The organism is Glycomyces artemisiae (assembly GCF_003002955.1).
Taxonomy (GTDB): Bacteria; Actinomycetota; Actinomycetes; order Mycobacteriales; family Micromonosporaceae; genus Glycomyces; species Glycomyces artemisiae.
Genome location: NZ_PVTJ01000004.1, coordinates 272,469 through 297,950, shown reverse-complemented (window position 1 = coordinate 297,950; position 25,482 = coordinate 272,469). Strand labels below are relative to the sequence as shown.

Here is a 25,482-nt window from a genome sequence, read left to right as displayed (position 1 = left end):
ACATGAATTATTGTCAAGTCGTCAAGAAGGGGGAGTCCGATGCGTGACCGGAGCCCGCTCGTCCAGCTCACCGCGGACGTGGTCATCCTGACCGTCCGCGAGGACCGCCTGGAGGTCCTGCTGATCCGGCGCGGCAAGGCGCCGTTCGAGGGCATGCTCGCGATTCCCGGCGGCTACATGGAGGCCGACGAGAACCTGTGGCAGACCGCCATCCGCGAGCTCGAAGAGGAGACCTCGCTCGACGGGATGACCCCGCACCTCGAACTGGTGGGCGTCTACACCGATCCGGAACGCGATCCGCGCGGCCAGATCGCGTCCGGGGCATGGGTCGCGATGATCCCCGACCCGCCGGTCGCCAAGGCGGGCGGCGATGCGGCGGCCACCGAGTGGCTCCCGGTCGACCAGGCGCTCAAGGAGCCCCTCGCGTTCGACCACAAGCTGATCCTCCAGGACGCCGTCGAGAAGGCGCGCCAGAGCCTCAACCAGTCGACCGCGGCCGTCTCCTTCTGCCGCAAGGAGTTCACGATCTCGGAGCTGCGGCGCGTCTACGAGGCGGTCTGGGGCGGGAAGCTCGACCCGGGCAACTTCCACCGGAAGGTCACGCGGATCGACGGCTTCATCGAGCCGACCGGCGAGACGACCACGCGCGACGGCGGCCGCCCGGCCGCGCTGTACCGGGCCGGGGCGCGGAGGTGGCTGCCGCCGTCGATCCCGCGGCCCGAGGTCAGCGCGTAGTCCGAGGCGCGGAGAACGGGCGGGACCTGCGCGGCCCCGCCCGTTCTCGTTGTGGTGCTAGAGGTTGCGGGATCTGCGGACGGCGATGGTCCCTCCGGCCATGGCGAGGAGGGCGGCGATCCAGAGGCCTGCTCCCGGGCCGGTGACGGGGAGGGCCGGGCGGGCGTCGTCGGCCGCGTCGCCGTCGGACGTGTCGTTGCCCGCGGGCGAGGCGGCGGGGGGTTCGGGGACGCATTCGAGACTGAAGGACAGGCCTGAGACGTCGCCGTCGGCGACGTCGACGGACTGGACGGCGGGGCCGTCGACCGGGTAGCCGCCGCCGGAGACGCGGACCTGGTACTCGCCGGGGAAGACCGCCGGGAAGTGGAAGTCGCCCTCGTCGTCGAGGGGCGCGGTCACCGGTTCGCCGTCGGCGAGGACGGGATCGCCGTTCGCGTCGAGGAGTTCGAGGACCACGTTGCCGGCCATGTCCTCGCAGAAGCCGACGTCGCCGCCGACGGCCCCGGGCACGATCTCGATCGGCTCGGTCTCGACGACGACCTCGTAGGCGTCGGCGGCGAGCCAGAACTGGAACATCGGGATGCCGGTGAAGTCGGTGAAGGTGAACGTCAGCGAGGCGATGGAGGCGGCGGGCCGGAACCAGCCGGTCGCGCCGACCGTGTCGCCGGAGTTGGTGCCCGTCAGCGTCATCGTGGCCGCGTCCCAGGTGGGCTGGTCGGTGGCCGCGGACTTGCACCCGGCGGGGCGCGGGGAGTTCTGGCAGAGGTTGAAGGAGCTCTGGTAGCCCAGGTCGGCGGCGGTGAGGGGGTTGCCGTCGGCGTCGGTGCCGGAGATCCGCACCATGTCGACGTCGATGTCGCCCAAGGCGAAGCCCCAGTTCGCGTCGGGGGTCGGCGAGTCGAACACGACGGTGGTCGTGGACGGCAGGTTCCCGCCGGTGGTGCCGATGCCGATGTAGCCCTTGTTCTGGGACGAGCCGAACGCGGCGCCGAAGGGGGTGTCCTCGCCCATCCAGATCGACTTCCCCGACGGGGTCGTGACCGGGGACCCGTCGGTGGTCAGGCCCGCGCCGGGGAACCCGGTCGCGGGGCTCGACATCTGGAACGACCCGGAGCCGCCCGACCAGGCGGCGTACTCGGCGGCGAGGGCCGCCGACGGGAGGAGCACCGCGGCGGCGGCTGCGGCGGCGACGGTGCCCGTCCTGATCCATTGTGAACGTTGCTTCCACATGGAACGATCGTTGCAAACCAGGTCGGAAGAAGCATTGCGCGACACGCGGAAGTCACACGGGGGTGCGGCGTCCGGTCGCCGCACCCCGGCCGGTCAGCTCATCCAGATGTTGGAGTAGCCGCTGGACTGGTAGCCCTCGGTCGCGAGGATCATGTAGTAGTTGAACGAGCCGAGCTGCATCCCCTTGCCCGCCCACGCGTCGAAGTGGTTCCCGGTGGTGATCGCCCCGCCGGTGCTCTTCGACTGGCGCACGCTCCAGAACTGCGGGAACGTCTTCGTGCCCTCCACGGACGGCGCGTTGTACCGCATCGTCTGGTAGATGTCGTAGGTCCCGCCGTTGCTCGACACGGTGCCCTTGTGGGTCCCGGTGGGGCGGTAGGTGCCCCAGCTGTCGACGATGTAGTACTCGACCAGCGGGTTCGACGTCCACCCGTACAGGCACAGGTACCCGTTACCCGAGAGCGAGAAGTTCCCCGACCAGTTCACCGTGCGGCGGCTGCCGTTGCTCCAGCCCTTGCCGCACACGAAGTTCCCGGTGTTGCCCCAGTTCACCGTATAGTTCCCGCCCGAGCCGAGGGTCATCGAGACGGTGCCCTGCGAGTCGGTCCAGAACGAGTAGTAGTACCCGCCCTGGCTCCCGGTCTGGTTGGTGGTGATCACGGTCTGCGCGTTCGCCGCGCTCGGCAGCAGCAGGCTCGATCCGCCGAGCGCGAGCGCCCCTGCCCCGCCGAACAGGAGCCCCCGGCGGCTGAACGGGCCGCGGCGCGCGTCGGACGGGGAACGGTCCCCTGTCGGGCGCTTGTCAGCCATGCGTCCTCCAATCGATCGATGAATTTCGATGCGATAAGTATCCGTACGCCCCTTCTGTGCGTCAATGACTTTCGGAGAACTTCCGGAATTTTCTCGGACTCATCACCCCAGGCTATGGGTGAATGCGCGCCGAAGGACTACCTGGATTGCGGAGATTGCGGCAAGGAGGATTTCCGAGAGTTTCGGAAGCGGCTGTCGCCGGAGTGGGATGGTGCCCCAGGCAGGATTCGAACCTGCGACGCACGGTTTAGGAAACCGACGCTCTATCCCCTGAGCTACTGGGGCGACGGATGCCGAGTCTAGCCGATCGGCCGGAGGCGGGCGAGGCGGCGCAGGTCGACCGCGGCGAGCCTGGCGGTCTCGGCGGCGTCGTCGTCGGGCTGCTGCTGGGAGCGGCGCTCGGCGCCGACGCGGTGGACGTACGTCTCGACTTCGAGGGCCTGCCGGGCCTCGTCCCAGCCGAGCACCGCGCCCGCGAGGGATGCGGCGTCCTCGGCGGCGCGCGTGCCGCGGTCGAAGGTCTCGATCGACAGGCGCAGCCGCCGGGTCAGGACGTCGTCGAGGTGGAGCGCGCCCTCGGCGCGGGCCGCGTAGACGACCTCGGCGCGCAGGTAGTGCTCGCCGCGGGCGAGCGGGCGGCCCAGCTGCGGCTGGTCGGCGACCATGCGCAGCAGCTGCGGCGCGAGGTTCCCGTAGCGGCGCAGCAGGTGCTCGACCACGGGGACGCCGAGCCCGCTGCGCGCCGCGATCCGCTCGCGCGCCTCCCAGTAGGCCGCGAAGCCGTCGGCGCCCAGCAGCGGGAGCCGCCGCGTGCCGCTCGGCGGCACCTCCGGGCCGAGGCTCACCGCCGCGGCGTCGATCGCGTCCTTCGCCATGATCCGGTACGTGGTGAGCTTCCCGCCCGCCACGAAGAACAGCCCCGGCTCCGGCTCGACCACGGCGTGCTCGCGGCTGAGCTTCGAGGTCTCCTCGGTCTCGCCGCGCAGCAGCGGCCGCAGCCCCGCGTACACGCCTTCGACCTGCGCCACGTCGAGTCTGCGGCCGAGGACCTCGCTGGCCTGCTGGAGCAGGTACGCGACATCGCTCGCCGACGCTGCCGGATGCGCCGGGTCGAGCTCCCACTCCGTATCGGTGGTGCCGATGAGCCAGTGCCCGTCCCACGGGATGATGAACAGGACGCTCCACCTCGTGCGCGAGATGATCCCCGCCGACCCCTCGATCGCCGAGCCCGGGAGCACCAGGTGCACTCCTTTGGACGCCTGCACCGCCAGGCCCGGCCGCTCCGGGAGCGTCCGCGCGAGCTCGTCGCTCCACACGCCCGCCGCGCAGACCACGGTGCGCGCCTTGACGAACCGCCGCGTGCCCGTCTCGACGTCGAGCACCTCGACGCCGGTGATCCGCCCGTCCTGCCGCCCGAAGCCGACCGCCTGCGCCGACGGCACGACGGCCGCGCCGAGCGACGCGGCCGTGCGCGCGAGCGCCACCACCAGGCGCGCGTCGTCCACCTGCGCGTCGTAGTACCGGATCGCGCCGCGGATCTCCGGGTCCAGGTCGGGGAACGCGTGCAGCGCGCCCTCGCGCGAGAGGTGCCGGTGCCACGGCAGGCCCCCGCGCCCGCGGCCCGCACCGAGCGCCGTCGCGAGCACGTCGTAGGCCGCGACGCCCGCACCGTAGTACGCCCGGTCCCAGATCCCCTTGAGCGGCAAGAGGAACGGCACGGGACGCACCAGGTGCGGCGCGATCGTCCCGGCGAGGAGCCCCCGCTCGGTGAGCGCCTCGTGGACCAGGCCCAGCTCCAGCTGCTCCAGGTACCGCAGGCCGCCGTGGACGAGCTTGCTGGACCGCGACGACGTGCCCGACGCGAAGTCCCGCGCCTCCACCAGCGCGGTCCGCAGGCCCCGCGAGGCCGCGTCGACCGCCGCGCCCGCGCCCGTGGCGCCGCCGCCCACGACGACCACATCGAACGGTTCGGAGGCGAGCCGCTCCAGGTCGGCGCGCCGCCGCTCGGGGGAGAGGCGGCCGGCCTGCGATCGGGACCAGGACACGGGCGTGCGCATTCGTTCACGATACGTGCAGCGAGCTGGGCTGACACCCGTCTCCGCGCACGAGACGCGTAAATTGGAAGGGTGAGCACGAATGCCCCTGCGCGCCCAGACAAGCTCACCGTCTTCGCCCGGTTCGTCCAGTACAAACTGAAGGTCCCGGTCCTCGTCGCGGTGTGCGCCTCCATCCCCGCGGTGTTCCTCACCGTCTGGACCGACGGCGGCTTCGCCTTGGCGGGCAAGGCGATCGGCTGGGCCGCCGGGGCGGTGCTGTGGTTCGAGTCGGTGGTGCTGCTCCTCGCGGCCGAGCACAAGCGCGAGTGGCTGTGGCGCCACAAGTGGATGCTCCTGGTCTGCCTGCTCACCGTCGCGAGCCTCGTGCTCGCCGCGGGCGGCGCCCAGGTGCTGCGCCTCGCCTACCTTGTCGGCACCATCCGGGCCCTGCGCGCCAAGCGGATCTTCGACGCCGCGGGCATCCTCGCCCGCCGCCTCAGCCTCGGCCTGTGGTGGCGCTCGGGCCTGTTCACCGGCGCGGGCGTGGTCGCCGCGGGGATCGCCGCGGTGCTCCTGTTCGACCCCGACGCTGAGTACCGGGAGCTCCTGCACTGGTTCGACGCGAACCTGCGGCTCCTGCCGATCCTCCTCGCGGGCGCCGTCCTCGCGGTCGCCACCTGGTACTTCGTGCGCTCGCGCACCGCCGCCCGCCGGGCCGCCCGGGACGCGCGCGCCGGGGTCCCCGCCCAGCGCGCCCCCGCCGAGGCCGCGGAAACCGCCGTGGAGGCCGCCGCCGCGCCCGCAGAGGGCCCCTGACCGGGCCTCCGATCGTCCTTCCTCGACTCCACGGGTGTGTCGAGTAGGCTCGGGCGCGTGGAAACCGACCTGATCACCCTGACCGGCCTGCGCGTCCACGGGCGCCACGGCGTCTTCGACTTCGAGCGGGACGCCGGGCAGGACTTCGTCATCGACGTCGCCCTCCGCACCTCCACCGCCGCGGCCGCGGCCACCGACGACCTCAAGCACACCGTCGACTACGGCGCCCTCGCCGACGCGCTCGCCGCCATCGTCGCGGGCGAGCCCGTCAACCTCATCGAGACGCTCGCCGAGCGGCTCGCGGACGCCTGCACCGCCCTCGACGGCGTCAGCTCCGCCAGAGTGACCGTCCACAAGCCCCAGGCGCCGATCGCGCAGCAGTTCGCCGACGTCGCCGTCACCATCGAGCGGAGCGCGCCATGAGCAGGGTCGTCTTCAGCATGGGCTCCAACCTGGGCGACCGCGAGGCCGCGCTGCGGTCCGCCATCGCCGCCGTGGAACCGACCGCGGTCTCCGACGTCTACGAGACGCCCCCGTGGGGCGGCGACGACGAGCAGCCCGCGTACTACAACATCGCCGTCATCGCCGAGGACCCTGCGCGCAGCGCGCACGACTGGCTCGAACTCGGCCAGCGCCTCGAAGCCGAAGCGGGGCGCGTCCGCGACCCCGAGCGGCCCTACGGGCCCCGGACCCTCGACGTCGACCTCGTCGCCGTATGGGACGAATCGGGCGCCGTCCACTCGGAGGAGCCGCGCCTCCGGCTGCCGCACCCGCTCGCGCACCTGCGGGCGTTCGTGCTGGTCCCGTGGTTCGCGGTGGACCGGGACGCGGAGCTGCCCGGGAAGGGCCGGGTGAGGGACCTGCTACGGGACGCCACCGTCGCGGCGGACGCGCGCGCACTGCGCCGTCTCCACCCGATATGGTCGAAGCATCATGAGTGACGGGAAGCACGGTCCGCAGCCGAGCCTCAGGCCGACGGCGGCGTCCACCATCGCGGTGGCGGCCCTGGTCGGGGCGGCCCTGACCCTGCTCCTCGTCGCCCGCTACTACCAGCAGGCCCCCGACCTGAACTGGTACAACTCCGCGGTGATCCTCGCTCTGGCCGCGCTCGTCGCGTGGCTGGCGTGGACCACCCGGAAGGCGCTGCGTCCCAGCGGGAAGCGGCTCCAGGAGGCTTCGCTCGACGGGAAGGCGCCATCAGGCGCCGGGCGGCTCGACGGTCCGGAGCACGCGCTCCAGATCGCCCGCTTCGCCGTGCTCGGCAAGGCCGCCTCGATCGCCGGGGCCGCGTTCTTCGGCGCGTACCTGGGGTTCACGGTGTGGCTGGCGGTCCAGGCAGGACGCCTCACCGCCGCCGCGGACGACCTTCCCATGGCGGTGCTCGGCACCGTCGCGTGCGCGCTCCTCACCGCCGCCGCCGTCTGGCTGGAGCACTCCTGCCGCATCCCCCCGCAGGACCGCGACGAGGACCGCCGCGACCGACCCTGACCCGTCCCCCTTCGACCCGATGCTGGACCCATCCCCCCATATCCCCAATATTTCGCGCGTTTAGAGGTGCGCCCCATGAAATTCGACTCCCCATCCCAAGAGCGCGACTCCACCACGCAGATGAGCGCCGTGTCAGAGGGCGGAGGCGAGGCCTCCGCCGACCGCATGGCGGTCCACGTGGTCTGGGAGATCGGCCTGCTGCTCCTCGGCGGCGGCGTCCTGTTCGCCCTCTCCCGCTCCACCGCCGGGCCGTTCGCCGACGGCGGCTGGTCGGCGTTCGGCGCGGCGCTCGCGCCCGCGATCATGCTGGCCTGCGCCATGTCCGTGTCCTTGCGCGTCGGCGCCGTGAACCTCGCGGTCGGTCCGATCGCGCTGCTGTCGGCGTGGCTGTTCGTCGACGCCTCCGGCTCCGGTTCGGCGATGGCCCTGGCGTTCGGCCTCGGCGCGGCCGCGTTCACCGGGATCGTCCTGGCGACGCTGACGGCGTGGCTGCGCGCGCCCGGCTGGGCCGCGTCCGGCGCGGTGGGCGGCGCGATCGGCCTGTGGGCCGGGACGCAAGGCGACCCCGGCGCGTTCTCGCTGTCGGAGCTCCCGACGACGGGCGTGCTCGCGGCGCTCGCGGGCGCGGCGGGCATCTCGCTGTTCCTGGGCCTGGTCGGCGCGTTCGCGGGCGTGCGCTCGCGGCTGGCGCCGATCCGCGACACGCCGGTCGGCGAGCGGCACGGCCGCGGCGGCCTGGTGTTCCTGGGCCTGCTCGTCTCCTCGTCGCTGGCGGGTGCCGCCGGCGTCGTGGCCGCGTGGACGTCGGTCCCCGACGCGGGCGCGGCCGGGCTGCCGGACCCGATCCTGCTGACGGTGCTCGCGCTGGGCGCGGCGCTGCTGGGCGGGACGAGCCTGGTGGGACGGCGCGGCGGCGTGTGCGGGACGGTGTTCGCCGCGCTGCTGGTGCTGGCCCTGATGTGGCTGGCCGAGGCGCGCGGGTGGGGCTTCGACCCGAGCTGGATCGCGTTGAGCGCCATCGTGGCCGGGTTCCTGGTGACGCGGCTCGTGGAGGCCATGAACCAGGTCGACGAGAACGAGGCGGCCTCGACGTCCCGCGCGGGGTCGGTCGACGACCTGCGCGAGGACGACCCCCGGGACACCGGCTCCTACGAGCGCTACGACGACGACCTGGCGGACCTCGGGTCCGGCGGCGAGTCGTGGTCGACGTCCACGGGCGGCATCCGCACCAACACGACCGGCGGCATCCCGAAGCAGCCCGCCGACCCGTTCGGCGCGTCCGGTGCCTTCGACGACCTGCGCGACGGCTACGGGAACCGCTTCGACAACGACCGCCGCTACGGCCGCTGACCACCGCCCTCCATCCCCCCATAGAGGACAGACGACATGACGTACGTACCATCCGACCGCGACGACGACATCATCCTGGACCAGACGCAGCGCCTCGACACCACGCCGGCGCCCGCCTTCCCGGCCGTCGGCAACGGCGTCGACGCCCAGAGCGCCCAGCCCGTGGACCCGTTCGCGGGCCGCCCCGCGGTCACCGTCGGCTACGCCGAGGCGCCGTCCGCGCCCCGCGACCGCACGGTCTTCCAGTTCGTGTGGGAGGCGATCCTCCTGCTGCTGACCCTGAACGCGCTGTTCCTGGTCTACCAGCGGCAGGACGAGATCTTCGGCGGCGACGCGACCATGGACACCCTCGGGACCCATTTCGCGACGCTCACCTCGCTGCTGCTGGTCGCGACCGGCTTCGGCCTGACGCTGCGCCTCGGCGCGGTGAACCTCGCCGTCCCGGCGATGCCGATGCTCGCGCTCATGCTGCCGTCGCTGTTCATCGGCGAGAACCCGCTGGTGGGCCTCGGCTACCTGGCGGGCGCCGCGCTCGCGCTCGCGATCGTGTTCACGGTGCTCACCGTGGTCTTCCGCGTCCCGCCGTGGCTCGCGGGCCTCGCCTCGCTCGTGGTCCTCGCCGGGTCCTTCCAGGCGTTCACCGAGCTCGCCGAGCTGATCGGCGCGACCGACGGCGGCACCTGGACCAACCCCGGCGACCTGTGGGTGTTCCTCGGCGCGGTCGCGCTCGCGGTCGCGGGCGGCCTCCTCGGCCTGGTGCCCGCGGTGCGCGACCGGTTCAGCAAGGTCAAGGGCGCCGCGGACGGCACGGGCGACCGCGACGCGGCGTCGGTGTTCATGCTCCTCGGCGGGAACCTGCTCGCGCTGCTCCTGGCCGCGCTCGCCGGGTTTCTCCCGGTGGCCTTCGCGGGCGGCCCGGAGGGGGTCCAGTGGACCGCGACCTCCCCGTTCACCCTCGGGATGCTGTCGGGCCTCGACCTGACCCCGTTCGCACTGATCGCGGTCCTCCTGGCGGGCACGAGCCCGTGGGGCCGCCGCGGCCCCGTCTTCGGCACCGTCCTCGCCACCATCGCGGTGTGGGCGCTCCTCCTCGTGTGGTCCAGCCTCACCGGCCCGGCCTCCGACCCCGAGCTGTTCCAGAGCTGGACCGGCGCCCTCTACGCGGGCCTGCTCCTCCTCGGCCTCTTCGTCGCCTTCGGCCTCGACCGCCTCGGACGCCCCAAGGAGCCGACCCCTGACGACGACACCGCCGCCACCACCGAACTCCCCGCCAACACCGACCCCACCGACCCCGGCACCGGCCTCTTCGACCCGAGCCTCCAGGACCCCGCGACCGCGGACCGGTAGGACTCCATAAGCGGGTGGGTCCCGGGCGCGAAGCGCCCGGGACCCACCCGCTTGTTTGTGGCCGAGGGTTCAGATGGCGGCGTGGTATTCGAGTTCGTAGGCACTGGCGTCGAGCACCATCTCGGTGACTTCGACGCAGCGGTCCTCGCTGTCGTAGGCCATGCGGGTGATGGCGATGACGGGTGTGCCGCCGGGGAGTTCGAGCGCTTCGGTCTCGGTCGGCATGGGCATCCTGGCCCGCAGCCGCTCGGTGAACCGGACCGGGGCATGGCCGATCTCATCGAGACGCGCGTAGACGCCGCCGGGACCGGTGTCGGTGTAGACGATCGGAGTCGAGCGGACCAGGTCGAGCAGGTAGAACGAGTCGGCCAGCTGCACCAGCCGCTCATCGACGGCGAACCGGCGGGAGCGGCGCAGCACCGGCGCATCGGTGTCGATCGCCAGTTCCGCCGCGACGGCTTCGCTCGCGAGCACTTCGCCGACGGCCACTTCCACCATCCGGGCCCGTTTGCCGGTGTCGGCATCCTGGATGGCTTGGCCTTCGCGCCATGCGGTCAACCGGGAGGGGAACGAGCGCCGGATCGGCTCGAAGGTGCGCACGAAGCTTCCCGAACCAGGCTTGGTGATGATGAAGCCGGTCTGCCGCAGCTGCGCGAGCACCCTGGCCGCAGTGCCGCGGTCGATACCGAATTCATTGCCGATCGCAGTGGCGCTCGGCAGGCGCTGACCAGGCGAGTAGGTGCCATCGAGGATTCGCTGGCGCAGCGCTTCAGCGGCGGTTGCCGCCGCAGAGCCCTGCTTGCCTTGCATGTCGATTGCTCCTCCTCGCCGATGACGCCTCAGCCTACCCAGTCGGGCGCTGATGGGTTCCAGGCGAGAGCATTTCATTTCGATGGCATCAATGATTGACTGATGCCATCGGTTGTGATTTACTTGTTCCAGCTTCACTCAGGGTCACTGATTCGCGGCGCTGACTCGCAGACCGCCTGTCTTGGTGGGGGCAGGCGGATGCCGCCGGTGATCGGCGTCCGCCCCGAAGCTCACGCCTCGGGGCGGGCGCAACTCGAACTCAATAGGGCCGCACACGGACTGCGGCCCGCCGGGAAAGCTTGGAACCTAGACCGGCGGGCCGCGCACTCCACGAGAACGGATTCTCATGGCGCTCGACAGCCTATCGCGCAGCACTGTGCCCGCTTGGGCGAAGATCGACTTGCAACTGCATCAGCCCTACCGGACCTGGCTCGGCTTCGGCCGCCTCCGCTGCGACTGGTGCGGCGAACGCTGGGGCAGGCACGGCTGCCACCCCCGCGAATCCGCCGCCCGCCACTTCCTGAACACCGCCTCGGCGGCCCAACAGGAAGCCGCTCTCCTGGCAGGCGACATCACCGCCGAGGATCTGCGCCTCAAGCGCCGATTCCGACCCAGCGGCGCACATCGCCGCAAGCCCAGTCCCTATCCGGTCCCCGCCATGAGATTCCAGGCGGCGCAATGAATCCCGGACCCGACCGGCATGACGACTGGTACCTGCTCGGCGAGTTCACTCGCGACATCGGCATGGGCGACACCATCCGATTCCTCGTGGAGCGGAACACTGAAGACCCTGCCGTGCACGGGATCAGCTGCGATGAGGGCACGGGCCTCGGTCCGCGCCCCGTCGCCGTCTTCACCGAGCCCCAGACTTGCAACACCGCATGGCGGCGCGCCTGGAACGGCGATCCCATGAGTCCCGGCATCGAGGCTGAAGCCCGCGACATCGCCCGCCGCGGCTGGCCGCTGTAGCGAAGTGCTCTTCGAATATGCGCGGCGCTTACGATCGCTCGCATGGACATGGACGAGTATCAGAAGGCGGCGCTGCGGACGGCTGCGACGAGGGACAAGCCGAATGAGGTGTTCCACCTGCTGCTCGGGCTGGTGGGGGAGACCGGGGAGATCGCGGAGAAGGCGAAGAAGGTCATCCGGGACGAGGGGAGCGACTTCTCGCGGTGGGACCGGGAGGACTTGAAGAAGGAGCTGGGGGACACGCTGTGGTACCTCGCGGTGCTCGCCGACCACTTCGGCCTGTCGCTGGGGGAGGTCGCCGAGCACAACATCGCGAAGCTCGCCGACCGGCAGCGGCGCGGGGTGCTCGGCGGGAGCGGGGACGACCGGTGATCAGACGACGATGACGCGGATGCCCGCCTCCTCGAAGCCGCGGAGCTGCTCGGGCGGGGCGTTGCCGTCGGTGACGAGGGTGTGGACGCGGTCGGTGGGGCAGATGCGGGCGAAGGCGTGGCCGCCGATCTTGGAGCCGTCGGCGATGACGACGACTTTGCGGGCGCGGGCGGCCATGAGGGCGTTGATCGCGGCCTCGCCCTCGTGGTGGCTGGTCGCGCCGAGCTTCATGTCGATGGCGTCGACGCCGAGGAACGCGATGTCGAGGGTGATCTCGCGCAGGATCGGGGCCGCGAGCGGGCCGATCAGCTCGTAGGACTGGGGCCGCACGACGCCGCCGACGACCACCACTTTGAGGTGCGGACGCACGATGAGCTCGTTGGCGATGTTGAGCGCGTTCGTGACGATCGTCAGCCCGGTCGAGCCGGGCGTGGCGACCAGGTCGGTGCGCATGGCGAGGGACCGGGCGACCTCGGTGATCGTGGTGCCGCCGTTGAGGGCGATGACCTGGCCGGGGCTGACCAGGCCCGCCGCGGCGGTGCCGATGCGGTGCTTCTCCTCCACGTGCCGGGCGGTCTTGTAGCGCAGCGGAAGGTCGTAGGAGATGCCGCCCGCGACGGCGCCCCCGCGCGTGCGGGTGATCATCTGCTGCTGCGAGAGCTGGTCGAAGTCGCGCCGGATCGTCGCCTGCGAGACGCCGAGCCGCTCGGCCGCCTCCTCCACGGTGATGCGTCCGGTCTCTGCGAGGATCTCCAGCAGGGTGTTCCACCGGGCGTAGCGGTCCACGTCGCTCCTTGGAAGTACTGGGCTGGGACAGCGGCGGGCCGCCGCTGCCTGCACGATAGTGTTCGAAGTATGCTCTGGGGCGCTCGGGCCGTGCTCATGCGGTGCTCGTGCGCTCACGATCATTGTGCCGCACCGGGGTGGGCCGACACACGCCGGATCGATTGGAAGGAGCGCCGGTGGACGGCGTCATGCTGCCGGCCGTGGGCCGGATCGTCACCCCCGACGGCGTGGTCAACGGGACCCTCGTCGTCGAAGGCGACCGCTTCGAAGGGATCCTGGAGCGGGACGGCGAGCCCACGGGCTGGGTCCTCCCCGGCTTCGTCGACGCCCACTGCCACGGCGGCGGCGGGTACTCGCTCGCGAACGGCGACGCCGACTCCGCGCGCGCCGCGGCCGCGTTCCACGCCTCCCGCGGCACCACGACCCTCGTCGCGTCCCTGGTCTCGCAGACCCACGGGTTCCTCCTGGACGCCACGAAGGCCCTGACCCCGCTCGTCGCCGAAGGCGTCCTCGCCGGGGTCCACTACGAGGGCCCCTACATCTCCGCCTCCAAGTGCGGCGCCCACGCCAAGGAGGTCCTGCGCGACCCCGACATCGCGGAGCTGACCGAGCTCATCGAGGCCGCGCGTCTCGACGACGGCGCCAGCGCCGTCAAGATGGTCACGATCGCGCCCGAGCTCGAAGGGGCCCTGGAGGCCATCGAGTTCCTCGACGGCCTCGGCGTCGTCCCCGCGATCGGCCACACCGACGCCTCCTACGAGGAGACCGTCGCCGGGATCGACGCGGGCGCGCAGGCCGCCACGCACCTGTTCAACGCCATGCGCGCGTTCAACCACCGCGACCCCGGCCCGATCCCAGCGCTCATGAACGACGAGCGGATCCTCTCAGAGGTCATCGCCGACCCCGTGCACCTGCACCCGGGGGCGATGCGGTTCGCGTTCGACCTGTCGCTGCCGGCGTGGACGCTCCTGGTGTCCGACGCGATGGACGCCGCCGGGCTCGCCGACGGCCACTACGTGCTCGGCCGCCACGAGGTCGAGGTCAAGGACGGCACGGCCACCGTCGCCGGGACCGACATCATCGCGGGCTCGACGATCACGCTCCTGGACGCGTTCCGCAACGCGGTCCGCCTGGGCGGGCAGTCCGTCGAGGCAGCCTCGCAGATGGCGTCGGCGACGCCCGCGGAGCTGCTGGGCCTGCGCGAGGTCGGCGCGATCGAGACCGGGAAGTACGCCGACGCGGTCGTCCTCGACGACGACCTGAACCTGGTGTCGGTCATGCGCCGCGGCGCCTGGCTCCAGGTCTGACGAAGACAGAGGAAAGGGCCGGGAGCGATCCGCTCCCGGCCCTTTCCTCTGCGCTGCAACTACATCGGCGCCGTGTTGTACATCGAGGTGCTGGCGCTGCCGAAGATCACGATCCAGATCAGGCAGAACGTGAAGAACGAGACGATGCCGAGCACGAGCCCCGCGATCGCGAACTTCTTGTTCGTCGCCTGCCCCTTGTTCGCCCGCGACCAGCCGATCGCCCCGAACACGATCGCCAGCACGCCCAGCGGCCACACGAACCAGTTGACGCCCGGCACGAACGACAGCACGACTGCGATGATCCCGCAGACCAGCGCCGCCTTCCCGAGCCCGTTGCGCGGCTGGCCGCCGATCGCGCCCTCCGCGTTGTAGGCGGGCGGAGGCGGTGGCGGCGGCGGGACCGAGCCGCCGCCGGAGTACGGCGTGTACCCGGCACCGGGCGGCGGCGGCGCGGGCGGGATCCCGGCGGGGCCGGGCGGCGGCGGGGCGGGCGGCAGGTTCGGGTCCGGAGCGGGCGGGACGCCGGACGGGTCCGAGCCGGGGGAGGGCGGCCGCGGGTCGCCGTCGGTGTTGCCGGTGAACGGCTCCTGGCCGGGCGAGCCCTCGGCGTTCGGGCTCCAGTACCCCCCGTCGTCCTTGGGCCGCTCGGGTTCGGGCGGGTCGGAGGCCGGCGGGTAGGTGGTCATGGTGCCCTCCTCGGCTCGGATGCGCGCGCGGCGCCGATGCCCCGCAAGGTAACGCAAACCTCACTCGTCGTGTGCCGAATCAGGGGAACCGGCCGGGGGCCTCGTCGATTCGAGAACTCCGTTCGGATTTTTTGGGGTTAGGGGTTTACTACCCGTCAGTAGACGAGTAGAAATGAGTTACGGATCCGGAAGGACTTCCCGGGGACACGGTCTCCAGAGATCGGAAGGATTCGTGCACCGCCGCCGAGCACCCACGTGCGACCTGAGCCGTCGGGAGGCACAGCGGGTCCAGCGCCTAGGAGCAGGACGCCGCTATAAAAGACTTCACGCTTGGTAACTCGGTCGGAAGTGCTGAAAGTTGCGTGCGGCCCAGTCGAGGCTATTGACCGACTGGGCCGTGTCGTTTGCCCGCCAAGCGGTCCCGCCCCTCTCCGGTGTCCCTTTCCCAGCGACCTGTGTCCGAACTGACTGGGAACCTTCAGCCGCGGCTGCAAGAATGGGCCACGATGACCACGATCGAACCCGGCTGGTACGCCGACCCCGCCGACCCGTCCACCCAGCGCTACTGGGACGGCTCCGCCTGGGTCGGGAAGCCGATCCCCGCGGGCGCAGAGCCGCCCGCCGAACCCGAACCGGTCGACCCCGAGCCGGAGCCCCTCCCACCGACGATCCACGATGGACCCCGCGAGCGCGGCGTCCAGGAGCTCCCGCCGGACCCGCGCTTCGGCTCGGGCCCGCCGCCGAAGGTGATCCAGCGGACGCCCGGCGCGGTCCAGCCGCCAGGGACGATCCCCATCCGGTCCCTCGGCGTCACCGTCGGCTGGATCTCCCGGATCGACGTCGACCGCATCCTCGAAGGCCGCGTGCTCGCCCACCCCGGGCAGCGGTTCGTCGCCCGCATCGTCGACACGATCGCCCTCATCGCGCTGAACGCGGTCGTCAACGGCTACTTCATCTACCAGTTCATGCAGACCGTCTGGCCGTACGTGCTGGAGATGGCCGCCGCCGACGACCCCAACGACGTGCAGCTGCCCGCCCGCGCCTCCGACCAGTGGTGGGTGGTCCTGCTCATCTCGCTCGGCCTGTGGTTCGCGTACGAGGTCCCCGCGACCCTCAACTCCGGGCAGACCCTCGGCAAGCGCCTCATGGGCATCAAGGTCGTCTCGCTCGCGCCCGCCGGGCTCGGCTGGGGGCGGCTGCTGCTGCGCTGGTCGTACGCGGCGCTGCCGCTGCTGTGCTTCCCGTTCGGCGCGATCCTCTGGATCATGGACGGGATATGGTGCATCCGAGACCAACCCTTCCGTCAATGCCTCCACGACAAGTCGCCGGGAACGGCCGTCGTCGAGGCGGGACCCCAAAAGGAGCCCGCAGCATGACCGAACCGATCCGCGACGACCTCGCGGCGATTCCCCGCTACGTCCCCGGCAAGGCGCTCCCCGACGCGCTCAAGCTCTCCAGCAACGAGGTCCCGTACGGGCCGCTCCCCGGGGTCGCCGACGCGATCGCGGACGCGGCCGCGGATGTGCACCGCTACCCCGACATGGGCGTGACGCTGCTGCGCGGCGAGCTGTCGAAGCGCCTCGGCGTCGACGCCGAGCGGATCGCCACCGGCACCGGATCGGTGGCCCTCATCGGCCACCTCCTCCAGTCGATCGCGAGCCCGGGGAGCGAGGTCGTCTACTCGTGGCGGTCCTTCGAGGCGTATCCCATCGCCGCGACTGTGGCGGGGCTGAAGTCCGTCCAGGTGCCGAACACCGCCGAGCACGGGCACGACGTGGACGCGATGATCGCGGCCGTCGGGCCGAACACGCGGGCGGTCATCCTGTGCACCCCGAACAACCCGACCGGGCCGGCGCTGAGCGCCGAGGAGATCGACCGGGTCTTCGCGGCGGTGCCGGAATCGGTGCTCGTCGTGCTCGACGAGGCGTACCGGGAGTTCGTGACCGACCCGTCGCTGCCGGACGGCATCGAGCGGTACGGGGACCGGCCGAACGCGGTCGTGTTCCGCACGTTCTCGAAGGCGTGGGGCCTCGCGGGCCTGCGCATCGGCTACATGATCGCGCGGCCCGACGTCGCGGACGCGGTGCGGCGGTGCGTGATCCCGTTCGCGGTCAACGGACCCGGCCAGGCGGCGGCGCTCGCGGCGTTGGCGGCCGAGGACGAGATGCGGCGCCGGGTCGCGCTGGTGACCTCCGAGCGCAAGCGGGTCGTCACGGCCGCAAGGGAACTGGTGCCCGACGTGCCGGAGACGCAGGCGAACTTCTTCTGGCTGCCGCTGGGGGAGCGCGCGGTCGAGTTCGCGGCGCACTGCGAGGCGCGCGGCATCCTGGTGCGGCCCTTCGCGGGCGACGGGGTGCGGGTGACCGTCGGCCTGCCCGAGGACAACGACGCGATCCTTGAGGCGCTGCGGTCGTTCGTCAAAGAGTGACGTGCGCTGATCCGGGCGCCCCACCGGCGCCCGGAGCCGGTCCTACTTGGCGGTGCGCTCGTTCTGGTCGCAGAAGGCCTCGTACATCTCGGTGAGGGTCTGCTTCTGGCGGGCGGTGAGCTCGCGGTCGGTGGCGATCGCCAGGGGCGTCGCGGAGCCGCCGTCCTCGCCGCTGCCGACGGAGGCGCGGAGGTACATGATCGGGGTGGTCATGCGCAGCGCCAGCGCGAGCTGGCGGAGGACCGCGCCGGAGGGGCGGCGGACGCCGCGCTCGCCCTGGAGGTAGGGGTTCGAGACCCCGGCGGAGTCGGAGAGCTCGCGGAACGAGACGTGGGCGCGTTTGCGCACGTCCCGGACGAATGAGCTGAAGTCGCGATCTGTCACCCGCGTCACCATACGCGCCTCGTCCCGCCGCCGCCACCGACCCCTGCCTGACCTTCCCGACATTCGGTACTACCGGCCGACACGGGCCTCACCCGATCAGACGATATGAAAGCGACTCGCGAGGCGGTTGCGTCTCAACCCCTCGCCGTCGCGTGAAGGCAGCCGATACCATCGGAAGTCGACGCGTAGTGCGTCCTCGCAACGCCATGACGAGGACATGACGAGGAGGGGAGAACCGGTGAGCGTTCTGCAACGCTTGGAAAAACAACTGGAGGGCCTGTTCGAGGGCACCTTCAACAAGATGTTCAAGGGCGTTGTGCACCCGGTCGAGATCGCCAGCGCCATGCAGCGCGAGGCGGAGACCCACAAGGCGGTCCTCGCCGGTGGCCGCGTGCTGGTGCCGAACCGATACGTCATCGACCTCTCGCCGCCGGACCACGACCGGCTCGCGCCGTACGCGGCCGCGCTGGCGCAGGAGCTCGCCCAGTCGCAGGCCGAGTTCATCGGCGAGAACGGCTGGACCGTCTACGGCGACGTGATCGTCGAGATCGAGCGCGGCGAGGGCCTGGACACGGGCATGTTCCGCGTGACCGCCGAGGTCGCGGCGCTGAACGAGGGCGTCGACCAGCCGGTGTCGGGCGGCGGCTACGGCCCCGCGCACCCGCAGGCCCCGACGGGCCCGGTGCTGGTGACCGCCGACGGCCGCCAGTTCACGGTCGCCCACGGCGCCACGGTGATCGGCCGCGGCGAGCAGGCGCAGATCCGCCTCCCCGACGTGGGGATCTCGCGGCGCCATGTCCGGGTGGACTTCGACGGCCGCCAGGTGTCGGTCACCGACCTCGGCTCGACGAACGGCACCCTGGTGAACGGCCAGCGGATCGCCACCGTCTCCATGCAGCCCGGCGACGTCATCCAGATCGGGACGACCTCCCTCACCCTCCAGGCGGGGTAGTCCGCGCACGAACGGCCCGCCCCGATCCGCATGGATCGGGGCGCCGTCGTTTCCGGATATCGAGAAGCCCACGGGCCCATATAGGTAGCGGTGGGATGACCGGGCGCCTTCGGCGGCTCGCCTGCTGGGGCGCGCGCCGGTGGGCTACCGTGTCTGAGACCGTTCGTTCATCCGCTGGGAGCACCGAATGCCTGAGATAGTCCAGACCGTCGCCCGGTTCGGTTTCCTGGTGCTGCTGTGGCTGTTCGTGTTCGCGGCGGCCCGGACGATCACGCGGGACCTCCTCGCCCAGCGCCGCCCGGCCGCGGCCGGGCCGGGCGCGGGCCCGGTGTCGGCGCCGCCGGCCCCGGGGCGCGGCGCGGCCCCGCAGCAGGCGCAGGCCGCCCAGTGGCTGGTGGTGACGACCGGGGAGCTCCAGGGCCGCCGGTTCGTGCTGTCGGGGCAGCCGATCTCGATCGGGCGGGCGGCCGACTCGACGATCGTCATCCGGGACGACTTCGCGTCGAACCGGCACGCGCGCGTGCGGCCCCTGGACGGCCAGTGGGTGGTCGAGGACATGGGCTCCACGAACGGCACCTACCTCGGCCGCGCTAGAGTCACTGCACCCACGCCGGTCCCGCTCGGGGTGCCCATCCGGATCGGGCGCTCCTCCTTCGAGCTGCGCCCCTGAGACCCGAGCGAATGACGCGGCGATGTCGGCATCGATCAGCGGGCGTGCCCCGCGCTACGGCGGTTGATACATGAGTTTGCACCTGCGATACGCGGCCGTCTCCGACCGCGGTGTGGTGAGGCAAGGCAACCAGGACTCGGTGTTCGCCGGGTCCCACTTCATCGCGGTGGCCGACGGCATGGGCGGCATGGCCGCCGGTGACCTCGCCTCCGCGATCGTCATCAACACCGTGGCCCGGCTGGACGTCCCTCCGCCGCCGGACTCGGTGGTCGACGAGCTCGCGGACGCCGTCGCGGACGCCAACCGCGCGATCCGCCGCTGCGTCGCCGACGACCCGCAGAAGGAGGGCATGGGCACCACGCTCACGGCCCTGTGGTTCGACGGCGAGTGGTTCAACCTGGTGCACATCGGCGACTCGCGGGCGTACCGGCTCCGCGAGGGCGGGTTCGAGCAGGTCACCGTCGACGACACGTACGTGCAGATGCTCGTCGACGAAGGCCGCATCACCGCCGAGGAGGCCGAGCGGCACCCGCAGCGCTCGCTGCTGCTGCGCGCGCTGGGCGCCTCCGAGGTCGAGCCCGCGTTCCAGACCATCAAGGGCGTCGCCGGGGACCGGCTGCTGCTGTGCTCGGACGGCCTCTCCGGGCCCGTCTCGGACGCGGACATCGCGCGGACCCTCCAGAGCGCGGCCACGCCGCAGGAGGCCGCCGAGACGCTCGTGCAGCAGGCCCTCGACGCGGGCGCCCCCGACAACGTCACGGTGCTCATCGCCGACGTCGTCGAGGAGGACCCGGGCGAGCAGCGCCAGATCATCGGCGGCGCGGCCGCCGACCAGCGCCTCGCCGAGTCCGACACCGCGGTGCTGCGGGCCGTCAAGGACGACGGCGACGCGGGCGGCGACGAGACCGTCAACCTGCGCGCCGACGGCGCCGAGCCGTCCGAGGACGGGAAGAAGGCGAAGAAGCGCGGCCGGGTGTGGCGGACGGTCCTGTCCTGCCTGATCGTGCTGGTCCTCGCGGCCGGCGCGGGCGCGTGGTGGGCGCGCACGCAGTACTTCATCGGGGTCTCGGACGCGGGCAACATAAGCGTCTACCGGGGCCTCCCTTTTGAGGTCGCCGGGCTGCGCGCGGCCTGGCTGGACATCGAGTCCGAGCGGCCCGCCTCCGAGGCGACCGACGCGGTCGAGGCGGACCTGGAGGACGGCATCCGCGTCGGCGACCAGGCCGCCGCGGAGGAGGAGCTCGCCGAGCTGACCGACCCGTCCGCGTCCAATGCGAACCTCGACCCGCTGTGCTCCGTTTCGGACACTGAGGCGGTGCCGACCGCTTCGAAGGACTGCCGCGACGACTGAGCGCCACCGTTGTACGCTCACAGCGCAGACGGACCGGCGCGGGGGCGCCCTGATCACTTCGAGACGCTAGGGGAACCGATGGCCCAGCCCATGTCGGCCACCGCCCGGCCGGTGGCGCCGTCGGAGACGCCGCTGACGCCGCTGTCGGGAATGCCCAAGCGCATCGGCCGCGAGATCGTCATGCTCCTCATGGGCGGCATCGGGATCTTCTGCTTCCAGCTCACGATCGACCTGGCGCTCAACGTCGGGGAGACCACCTCGGTCACGTTCACGCTGCCGCTGCTCATCTTCGCGGTGTCCATGTGCGCGTGGACGGCCGTGAAGTTCCTCGCCCCCTACGCCGACCCGCTGTTCGTGCCGGTCGCCGCGTTCCTCACCGGCATCGGCATCGTCTACATCCGCCGCATCGACCGCACCGCGATCACCGACAACGCGCTCCCGCAGGACGCGGGCGTGTTCGGCGGCCAGGGCGGGCGCCAGCTCATGTACTACATGGCCGCGGTCGTGCTCATGACCGTGCTGCTCGCGGTGGTCCGCAACCACCGGATGCTCCGCGGCTACGCGTACATCCTCCTGTTCGCGGGCATCGCGCTCGCGGCGCTGCCGGGCTTCCTGCCCGCGTCCATCTCGGAGTCGGGCGGCTCGAAGAACTGGATCCGCTTCGGGTCGTTCTCGGTGCAGCCCAGCGAGTTCGCGAAGCTGATGCTGCTGATCTTCTTCGCGGTGTACCTGGTGCGCAAGCGCGACATGCTGTCGGTGGCGGGGAAGAAGATCCTCGGCCTCCAGCTGCCGCGCATGAAGGACCTGGGCCCCATCGTGATCGTGTGGGCCGCGAGCCTCCTCATGCTCATCTTCGAACGCGACCTCGGCACCTCGCTGCTGCTGTTCGCGATCTTCCTCTCGATGCTGTACATGGCGACGCGGCGCGCGTCGTGGATCCTCATCGGCCTCACCATGTTCATCGGCGGCTGCATCGCGATCTACCCGTTCTTCTCGCACCTCCAAGTGCGCGTTGCCATCTGGCTCGACCCGTGGAAGTACGTCGACGACCCGGTCACCTCCTCGTACCAGCTCGTGCAGGGCCTGGTCGCCCTCAACTCGGGCGGGCTCCTCGGGAACGGGCCCGGCTCGGGCAACCCGAACCGCATCCCCGCCTCCGAGTCGGACTTCATCCTCGCCGCGATCGGCGAGGAGGTCGGCCTCATCGGGCTCGTCGCGATCCTCCTGCTGTACGCGGTGCTCGTGGAGCGCGGCTTCAAGACCGGCATCATGTCGCGGGACCTGTTCGGGAAGCTCCTCGCCGGGGGCCTGGCGTTCCTGGTGGCGTTCCAGCTGTTCGTCGTGTTCGGCGGCGTCACCGGGCTCATCCCCATGACCGGCCAGACCACCACGTTCCTCGCCGCGGGCGGCTCCTCGCTCGTCGGCTCCTGGCTGCTCGTGGGCCTGCTGCTGCGCGTCTCCGACGACGCGCGCAAGCCCTGGCAGGCGTCCTACGGCCTCATGAAGACCGAGGCCCCGCCGGAGTTCCTCGCCGAGCAGGCCGCCAAGCGCGCCGCCGAGGAGGCCGAGAAGGCGGCCGCCGCGGGCGTCATGGACTCCGGCCCGATCCCCGGCGGCGACCAGCCCACCGAGCTCATCATCCCCGGGCACCTCCCCGGCTCCGGCGGGCCCGGACCCGGCGGCACCGTGGAGGAGGACGTCGTCTCCCCGACCCGCCAGGGCCCGTCCTCGCCGCCGGGAGCGACCGGGCCGTACTCGCCGCCGCCCGGCCCCGGCAGCCCGACGGCCCCGTACTCGCCGCCCGCGGGCCCAGGCTCGCCGCAGGGGCCCGGCACGCAGCCGTACCGGCCGCAGACCCCGCCCCCGCCGCCCGGCTCCGCCTACGGCCCGCCCGGGAGCGACCCGCAGCGGCCCCCGACGCGCCCCGCCCCCCAGACCCCGCCCCCGCCGCCGCCTTCGGCGTTCGACCCGCGAACCGAGAACAAGGAGGGCGGCCGATGAACCCGGCCCTGCGCCGCACCGGCGTCCTCGCGCTCATCCTGCTGGGCGCCCTCATCGCCCAGGTCACCTGGGTGGGCTTCTTCCACCACGACGACTACCAGGGCCAGCTCGACGCCCGCGCGCTCGTCTCCGAGTACTCGGTGCCGCGCGGCCAGATCCTCGCGGGCGACACCGTCATCGCCCAGTCGGTCGAGACCGACGGCGACTTCTACGTCTACGAGCGCCAGTACCCCGAGGGCGACGCGTTCGCGAACATCACCGGCTACAAGTCGTTCATCTACGGCGCCACGAACCTCGAAGAGGCCGAGAACTCGATCCTCAACGGCTCCAGCTCGCTCCTCGCCTTCGACGACTTCTGGGCCACCGTGAAGAAGGACCAGAAGCCCGGCGGGAACGTCGTCACCACGATCGACCCGGCGCTCCAGCAGGCCGCGTACGACGCGCTCGCCGACTCCGGCGTCAAGGGCGGCGCCGTCGTGATCGACCCGCAGACCGGGCAGATCCTCGCGCAGGCGTCCTACCCCGGCTGGAACCCCACCGACGTGTCCTCCAACGACGGCGACACCGCCACCGCGGCCTGGGCCGACCTCATCGCCGAGGAGGGCGAAGGCGGGGACAACCCGGCGCTCGACCGCACCCGCTCGAACTTCTACCCGCCCGGGTCGACGTTCAAGACGATCGTGGCCGCGGCCCTCATCGAGGACATGGGCGCCGACGCCGACACGATGGTCCCCGCCGGCAACGAGTACACGGCCCCGAACACCGACCACACCATCACCAACTCCTCCGACCAGTGCCCGAACCAGGAGTACACGCTCGCGGAGGCGTTCGCGAAGTCGTGCAACACCACGTTCGCGCGGCTGTGCGTCGAGGAGCTCTCCTCCGACCAGATCGCCGACATGGCCGCGAACTTCGGGTTCGGCGAGGCGTTCCAGACGCCGCTGACCTCGGTCGCGTCGGAGACCGGCGACCTCTCCGAGGACGCGTTCCGCGCCCAGGCGTGCATCGGCCAGCAGGACGTGAAGGAGACGGTCCTCCAGAACGCGATCATCGCCGCCACGATCGCCAACGGCGGCGAGCGCATGGAGCCGCAGATCATCGCGGCCCTCACCGACTCCAAGGGCGAGACCGTCCAGAACGGCCCCGAGGACTCGGCCGGGCGCGCCATCGACGGCGACACCGCCGAGGAGCTCCAGAAGATCATGGAGGGCGTGGTCGACAACGGCACCGGCTCCAGCGCGGCGATCGACGGCTACACCGTCGGCGGGAAGACCGGCACCGCCGAGCAGTCCGCGTCGAGCGAGAACACCCTGCCCGACCACGGCTGGTTCCACGGCTGGGCGATGGACAAGGACGGCGAGCCCGCGGTGGCCGTCTGCGTGTTCCTCGACTCCTACGGCAGCGGCGCCTCCGCGAAGGCCGCCGAGATCTCCGGAAACCTGATGGAGCAAGTACTGGAAGGCAACGGAGAGTAGGGAATACGAGAAGGACACAGTTTCCTCAAGATCCCCGGAAACGGCAACCCCGCGGGCCGCCCGGACGTGGATTCTCGGAGACGGTTCGACGGCGACCGGATAACGAGCGCCCAGGTACCGGGCGACCTGCCAGTAGACTGAAGCGTCGATCCCCCCGGAGTCGATTCCGTTCCACAGAAATGAGGAGACGCCGTGTTGAGCCCCGAAATGCTCCTCGGGCAGCGCTATCGCCTGCGCGAACGCATTGCCGTGGGCGGCATGGGCGAGGTCTGGCGGGCCGAGGACACCGTCCTCGAACGCACCGTGGCCGTGAAGGCCATGCTGCCGTCCCTGCTCAGCGAGCCGGGCTTCACCCAGCGCTTCACCGCCGAGGCGAAGACCGTCGCGGCGCTCACCCACCCCCACATCGTCAACGTCCACGACTTCGGCAACGCCGACCTGCCCAGCGGCGAGACCACCGCCTACCTCGTCATGGAGTTCGTCGAGGGCAAGTCCCTCGCCGACCTCATCGCCGAGCGCGGCCGCATCGACGCCCGCGAGCTCATGCCGATCATCGCGGCCACCGCCGAAGCCCTCCACCACGCCCACGTCCACGGCGTCATCCACCGCGACATCAAGCCCGGGAACATCCTGGTGCGCGACCGCGACGGGCGCGCCGTCCTCACCGACTTCGGGATCGCCCGCTCCGGCGCCTCCGGGGACCTCACCCAGACCGGCGCGGTCATGGGCACCGCCTCCTACATCGCGCCCGAGCAGGCCGAAGGCACCGGCGTCCTGCCCGCCTCCGACATGTACTCGCTCGGCGTGGTCGCCTTCCACGGCCTCACCGGGCACCGGCCCTTCCAGGCCGAGAACCCGATCGAGCTGGCGCTGCACCACGTGCGCACCCCCGCGCCGCCGCTCCCGCAGGACATCCCGCCGGGCGTGCGCGCGTTCGTCGAGCGCTCCATGTCCAAGGACCCGCACCGGCGGTTCGCCACCGGCGACGAGATGGCCGCGTCCGCGCGCGTCGCGGTCGACGCGCCTCCGGCGACCTCCGTCATGCCTCCCGTCGGCCAGCTGCCCCGGCGCGCCGGCGTGGTCGCCATGGCCGGCCCGCCCGCGGGCGTCGCCGAGTCCGCCCCCCAGTTCCCGCCGCCCGGCCCCCCGACGACCCCTCCGGGGATCAACCTGGGAGCCCCGCAGCCCTCCGGGGCGTCCAATCCCGGACCGAACAAGACGCTGCTCGGCGTGATCGTGGGCCTGGTGGCCCTGGTCCTGGTGGGCGGTATGGTGTGGCTGGTGCTGTCCATGAACGACCAGAAGGACCCCGGCGGCGGCGAGGACCCGTCGACCAGCACCTCCTCCGACGCGGAGCAGTCCGACGACGAGTCGGACCAGAGCCCCGACGACGAGACCACCCCCGACGACGAGACGACCACCAAGGGCGGCGGCCTCGGCGACTGCCTCCCCGGGGCCAACTGCAACGACCGATAGCGG

26 protein-coding genes and 1 tRNA gene are annotated in these 25,482 nt (G+C 71.6%); 19 read left to right on the top strand and 8 right to left on the bottom strand.

The features are described from left to right. Positions 1–39 precede the first annotated feature (39 nt). Positions 40–735 (top strand): NUDIX hydrolase, encoded by a 696-nt coding sequence (locus B0I28_RS12730; protein WP_106364199.1) that lies wholly within the window; start codon positions 40–42, stop codon positions 733–735. A gap of 57 nt (positions 736–792) precedes the next feature. Here the strand turns inward: B0I28_RS12730 and B0I28_RS12725 are convergent, their stop codons facing one another. From B0I28_RS12725 to B0I28_RS12710, 4 genes are all read right to left on the bottom strand, one after another. Next, positions 793–1,965 carry a carboxypeptidase-like regulatory domain-containing protein gene (locus tag B0I28_RS12725; RefSeq protein WP_106364198.1) on the bottom strand — a complete coding sequence of 391 codons (1,173 nt, stop codon included), beginning with the start codon at positions 1,963–1,965 and terminating at the stop codon, positions 793–795. 93 nt (positions 1,966–2,058) lie between these two features. Continuing rightward, positions 2,059–2,775, bottom strand: a complete 717-nt coding sequence (locus B0I28_RS12720; RefSeq protein WP_106364197.1) for a glycoside hydrolase family 11 protein — start codon at positions 2,773–2,775, stop codon at positions 2,059–2,061. A 209-nt stretch (positions 2,776–2,984) separates the two neighbouring features. Continuing rightward, positions 2,985–3,060, bottom strand: a tRNA-Arg gene (locus B0I28_RS12715). A gap of 14 nt (positions 3,061–3,074) precedes the next feature. Further along, positions 3,075–4,832 (bottom strand): glycerol-3-phosphate dehydrogenase/oxidase, encoded by a 1,758-nt coding sequence (locus B0I28_RS12710; RefSeq protein ID WP_106364196.1) that lies wholly within the window; start codon positions 4,830–4,832, stop codon positions 3,075–3,077. Positions 4,833–4,901: 69 nt separating this feature from the next. Here B0I28_RS12710 and B0I28_RS12705 point away from each other — a divergent pair, with 69 nt between their 5' ends. The 6 genes from B0I28_RS12705 (at position 4,902) to B0I28_RS12680 (ending at position 9,812) form a co-directional block, all read left to right on the top strand. Then, complete coding sequence (locus tag B0I28_RS12705) at positions 4,902–5,627, top strand: hypothetical protein (RefSeq protein ID WP_106364195.1); 726 nt, start codon at positions 4,902–4,904, stop codon at positions 5,625–5,627. A gap of 57 nt (positions 5,628–5,684) precedes the next feature. Then, complete coding sequence (gene folB / locus B0I28_RS12700) at positions 5,685–6,050, top strand: dihydroneopterin aldolase (RefSeq protein ID WP_106364194.1); 366 nt, start codon at positions 5,685–5,687, stop codon at positions 6,048–6,050. Further along, the gene (gene folK / locus B0I28_RS12695; RefSeq protein ID WP_106364193.1) at positions 6,047–6,568 is read left to right on the top strand and encodes a 2-amino-4-hydroxy-6-hydroxymethyldihydropteridine diphosphokinase; all 522 of its coding nucleotides are present in this window, start codon (positions 6,047–6,049) and stop codon (positions 6,566–6,568) included. The genes folB and folK overlap by 4 nt, the downstream gene beginning before the upstream one ends. Beyond that, positions 6,561–7,115, top strand: a complete 555-nt coding sequence (locus tag B0I28_RS12690) for a DUF3180 domain-containing protein (RefSeq protein ID WP_106364192.1) — start codon at positions 6,561–6,563, stop codon at positions 7,113–7,115. The genes folK and B0I28_RS12690 overlap by 8 nt, the downstream gene beginning before the upstream one ends. 75 nt (positions 7,116–7,190) lie before the next feature. Then, a complete protein-coding gene (locus tag B0I28_RS12685; protein WP_106364191.1) occupies positions 7,191–8,465 on the top strand; it encodes a hypothetical protein in 1,275 nt (424 codons plus the stop codon). Positions 8,466–8,501: 36 nt separating this feature from the next. Next, positions 8,502–9,812, top strand: a complete 1,311-nt coding sequence (locus B0I28_RS12680) for a hypothetical protein (protein WP_106364190.1) — start codon at positions 8,502–8,504, stop codon at positions 9,810–9,812. 69 nt (positions 9,813–9,881) lie between these two features. Here the strand turns inward: B0I28_RS12680 and B0I28_RS12675 are convergent, their stop codons facing one another. After that, positions 9,882–10,622, bottom strand: coding sequence for a GntR family transcriptional regulator (locus B0I28_RS12675; protein ID WP_181245770.1), 741 nt, complete (start codon positions 10,620–10,622; stop codon positions 9,882–9,884). A gap of 346 nt (positions 10,623–10,968) precedes the next feature. Here B0I28_RS12675 and B0I28_RS12670 point away from each other — a divergent pair, with 346 nt between their 5' ends. From B0I28_RS12670 to B0I28_RS12660, 3 genes are read left to right on the top strand one after another with little or no spacing between them, the layout of a single operon-like run. After that, entirely contained in the window at positions 10,969–11,304 is a 336-nt protein-coding gene (locus B0I28_RS12670; RefSeq protein WP_106364188.1) for a hypothetical protein, read from the top strand. Next, positions 11,301–11,591 (top strand): hypothetical protein, encoded by a 291-nt coding sequence (locus tag B0I28_RS12665; RefSeq protein WP_106364187.1) that lies wholly within the window; start codon positions 11,301–11,303, stop codon positions 11,589–11,591. The genes B0I28_RS12670 and B0I28_RS12665 overlap by 4 nt, the downstream gene beginning before the upstream one ends. A gap of 42 nt (positions 11,592–11,633) precedes the next feature. Then, positions 11,634–11,963, top strand: coding sequence for a nucleoside triphosphate pyrophosphohydrolase family protein (locus tag B0I28_RS12660; RefSeq protein WP_106364186.1), 330 nt, complete (start codon positions 11,634–11,636; stop codon positions 11,961–11,963). Here B0I28_RS12660 and B0I28_RS12655 read toward each other — a convergent pair whose 3' ends face one another. After that, positions 11,964–12,749 (bottom strand): DeoR/GlpR family DNA-binding transcription regulator, encoded by a 786-nt coding sequence (locus tag B0I28_RS12655; protein ID WP_106364185.1) that lies wholly within the window; start codon positions 12,747–12,749, stop codon positions 11,964–11,966. A 188-nt stretch (positions 12,750–12,937) separates the two neighbouring features. Here B0I28_RS12655 and B0I28_RS12650 point away from each other — a divergent pair, with 188 nt between their 5' ends. After that, positions 12,938–14,056 (top strand): amidohydrolase family protein, encoded by a 1,119-nt coding sequence (locus B0I28_RS12650; RefSeq protein ID WP_106364376.1) that lies wholly within the window; start codon positions 12,938–12,940, stop codon positions 14,054–14,056. A gap of 59 nt (positions 14,057–14,115) precedes the next feature. Here the strand turns inward: B0I28_RS12650 and B0I28_RS27255 are convergent, their stop codons facing one another. Beyond that, positions 14,116–14,742: a DUF4190 domain-containing protein gene (locus tag B0I28_RS27255; RefSeq protein WP_106364184.1), complete on the bottom strand. Its 627-nt coding sequence runs from the start codon at positions 14,740–14,742 to the stop codon at positions 14,116–14,118. Between the two features lie 506 nt (positions 14,743–15,248). Here B0I28_RS27255 and B0I28_RS12640 point away from each other — a divergent pair. Both B0I28_RS12640 and B0I28_RS12635 read left to right on the top strand, forming a co-directional pair. Beyond that, positions 15,249–16,118: an RDD family protein gene (locus tag B0I28_RS12640; RefSeq protein ID WP_106364183.1), complete on the top strand. Its 870-nt coding sequence runs from the start codon at positions 15,249–15,251 to the stop codon at positions 16,116–16,118. After that, entirely contained in the window at positions 16,115–17,170 is a 1,056-nt protein-coding gene (locus B0I28_RS12635) for a histidinol-phosphate transaminase (protein WP_106364182.1), read from the top strand. Before B0I28_RS12640 ends, B0I28_RS12635 begins: the two co-directional genes overlap by 4 nt. 42 nt (positions 17,171–17,212) lie before the next feature. Here the strand turns inward: B0I28_RS12635 and B0I28_RS12630 are convergent, their stop codons facing one another. Further along, entirely contained in the window at positions 17,213–17,554 is a 342-nt protein-coding gene (locus B0I28_RS12630) for a helix-turn-helix domain-containing protein (protein ID WP_219926732.1), read from the bottom strand. 217 nt (positions 17,555–17,771) lie between these two features. Here B0I28_RS12630 and B0I28_RS12625 point away from each other — a divergent pair, with 217 nt between their 5' ends. From B0I28_RS12625 to B0I28_RS12600, 6 genes are all read left to right on the top strand, one after another. Then, positions 17,772–18,506, top strand: coding sequence for an FhaA domain-containing protein (locus B0I28_RS12625; protein ID WP_106364180.1), 735 nt, complete (start codon positions 17,772–17,774; stop codon positions 18,504–18,506). A gap of 187 nt (positions 18,507–18,693) precedes the next feature. Then, complete coding sequence (locus B0I28_RS12620) at positions 18,694–19,176, top strand: FHA domain-containing protein FhaB/FipA (protein ID WP_106364179.1); 483 nt, start codon at positions 18,694–18,696, stop codon at positions 19,174–19,176. Between the two features lie 70 nt (positions 19,177–19,246). Then, complete coding sequence (locus B0I28_RS12615; protein WP_106364178.1) at positions 19,247–20,527, top strand: PP2C family protein-serine/threonine phosphatase; 1,281 nt, start codon at positions 19,247–19,249, stop codon at positions 20,525–20,527. Positions 20,528–20,605: 78 nt separating this feature from the next. Continuing rightward, the gene (locus B0I28_RS28280; protein ID WP_106364177.1) at positions 20,606–22,528 is read left to right on the top strand and encodes an FtsW/RodA/SpoVE family cell cycle protein; all 1,923 of its coding nucleotides are present in this window, start codon (positions 20,606–20,608) and stop codon (positions 22,526–22,528) included. Next, positions 22,525–24,003 carry a penicillin-binding transpeptidase domain-containing protein gene (locus B0I28_RS12605; RefSeq protein ID WP_106364176.1) on the top strand — a complete coding sequence of 493 codons (1,479 nt, stop codon included), beginning with the start codon at positions 22,525–22,527 and terminating at the stop codon, positions 24,001–24,003. Before B0I28_RS28280 ends, B0I28_RS12605 begins: the two co-directional genes overlap by 4 nt. 192 nt (positions 24,004–24,195) lie before the next feature. Beyond that, positions 24,196–25,479 carry a serine/threonine-protein kinase gene (locus B0I28_RS12600; protein WP_146148072.1) on the top strand — a complete coding sequence of 428 codons (1,284 nt, stop codon included), beginning with the start codon at positions 24,196–24,198 and terminating at the stop codon, positions 25,477–25,479. The last annotated feature ends 3 nt before the right edge of the window (positions 25,480–25,482 follow it).